Annotated in this window: 1 protein-coding gene and 1 pseudogene; one reads left to right on the top strand and one right to left on the bottom strand. The window is 62.1% G+C overall.

All coding sequences use genetic code 11. The features are described from left to right. Window positions 1–2073 (bottom strand): annotated as a pseudogene (locus NW852_RS01080) (hypothetical protein); the annotation flags it as partial. Here NW852_RS01080 and NW852_RS01075 point away from each other — a divergent pair. Then, window positions 2063–2256, top strand: a 194-nt coding sequence (locus NW852_RS01075; RefSeq protein WP_414426396.1) for a hypothetical protein, incomplete at its 3' end; no start/stop codon positions are given. The pseudogene NW852_RS01080 and the gene NW852_RS01075 sit on opposite strands and share 11 nt — an antisense overlap.

Raw genomic sequence — 2256 nt, 5'->3', positions numbered from 1 at the left:
GTAGCGGAAGCGGTCGTTGAAGTTGGGGCGGAACACCCCCGGCACCCAGAAGCCGCCATCGGGGCCGACTTTCTCTTCAGAGTCGCAGCGGACGGTTGGATTCTCTGGATTCTCTTCGTCGAGCAACCGGCGCCGCAGTTGCCGCGCCCAATCATCGGTGTTTGGAGCCGGGTTGCCAGCAATCGGTGGAGCGCCGCTTTCGGCAGGGCGGATGCCCGGCTCTTTGCTGGGGTTGGCAATCTCGGTGAGCAGCAAGTTACTCTTCAGGCCGTTGCGGGCGGCGTAGGCCGGCTCGCCGAAGATCCAGTTGAAGGCGGCCTGCAGGGCTTCGGCAGGGCTGGGCCACTTGGGCGGCTTGGGCACCCCTGCTTTTACCTCCAGCACTGGCGAAAGCCGCGGCTCCAGGGCAATGGTTACGCCTTCATCGACAGCCTGGGCCACGTCGTGGACGCTGATCGTCTCCGGCTCCGGCTCGGCTTGAACTTCGCCCACGGGGCGCAGCTCCACCGTGTTGGGCTTGGCCGCCATCCACTCGCCCAAGGGGCTCTTGCCGGGAGCATCGGGCGCAAAGGTACCCGGCCCGCAAGGCCGCCCTTGACAGGTGAGATTTTGCGACTGCGTCTTGGTTTGTTGGCAGGTGGGGCTGCTGGTACCGGCGATGAGGGTGCCCGTCCGAGTTTGGGTAAACGTTTTGGTTGTGCCGCAGGCGATTTGGTTGATGACCTCGTCGCAGCTAGCCGGCGACCAGGGCCCCCAGTTGTAGTTGCAAGTCTGCGGGCAGGTAACCGTTTGGGTTTGCGGCCGGGTGGTGGTTCCGCAGCTCGAGGTACAGGTCTCGGTGCGGGTTTGGGTTATCGTCAGGCCGCCGTTGGCCAGCGTGCACTGAGGAGTCCAATCTGTATAGGTGCAGGTAGCACCCGGCGGCTGGCAAGTGATGGTTTGGGTTTCGGTTTCGGTGAAGGGAGCTTGGCTGGTACAGAGCGGCGTAACCGTGCGGGTGCGGGTTTGGGTGATGGTGGCCCGGCTGCACTGCTGCTGCTGGGTGCACTGAGGACTCCAGGCCGACCAATTCCCGTAGTTGTACTGTGGGTAGCAGGTGATCTGCCGGGTTTGGGGCGTCGGCGGCGTGCCGGGGCAGCCGGCGGGCAAAGTGGCTGTTTTGGTTTGGGTGATGGTAGTTGCAACACAAATATCGGTTTTACAAGCGGGCGTCCAATTATTATCCCAAATGGGATCACAATTGAGGCTGACCGCGCAGTACTTCTGATTGGGCAGCAGAGCTTTGTTCCGATCCGGCTGGCAAGGCAGGTTGACTGGCGGCAGCGGCTTCAGGTAGCGCAGGTCGTAGTCTTCCAGATCGCTGCCATCGCGGGTAGCAAAGCGCAATCGCGCAGTGCCGGTATTTTCATAGGTCTGGATCTCTACCAGGTAGGGAGAGTCCTGGGATGGATCCGCGCAGTCCAGCTCTAGGCGCAGGGTGACCTGCTTGCCGCCGCCATCTGACCAGGCTTCGGCACCTGCCGCGTCCGGCCCTAGGCTGAGGGGAGTGCCGTTCCAAACGCCGCGGTTGACAAAAGTAGCATCGGAGCCTTCCCGCCGCCGGATGATCAGCCGCACACCATCATCACCATCGAGAATGCGGTAGCTCTGCAGGCCCGGCCAGCGGGGATAGAGCTCCCCTACCCAGCGGACGACGAAGAAATCGTTGCCGTTGTTGTTGCCACTGCCGGATCCACCAGTTCTGCGCCGCCAGCAGGAGCGTAGGAAGTTGAACTCGTTGTGTTTGAATCGGAGCTCTGGAACTCCATTGTTGGGGGGATTGAAGTTGTATCCAATGCGAGGGCTGCCGACAGGCACATAGGAATAGCCGATGTCATCCGCATCGATGGGCGCGTTCGGCAAGCTGTTGTTGCCGTCTGGCTCTCCGCAACTGGGCATCCAGAACCAGTCGCCGCGATCCCGGCGATCCGGATTGGGATCCGGAGGGGTAAAAGGTTGCCGAGGCTCCCAAGGATTCGGCGGCGAGAGAATCGGCACCGACAGGCGGCAAAGGGGCTGCAGGATGTCAGACAAAGAGCCGCTGCAAGTGGGGAAATTGTTGTACAGCATCCGCTTGAAGGGAGACCTTGAATCCCGGGACGTGCTGCTGCCGAACTGGTACTGGAAGCCGCCCCACCAGGGAAAACCGCTGCCGCTGCGGGCAAAAGGTGCTAGGTTAGCTGGATTATCGATAGCGTCGCGCACGCAGGCCCAGCG

Source organism: Synechococcus sp. H60.1, from assembly GCF_047462335.1.
GTDB lineage: Bacteria > Cyanobacteriota > Cyanobacteriia > Thermostichales > Thermostichaceae > Thermostichus.
This window is presented reverse-complemented; position numbering and strand designations above follow the sequence as displayed.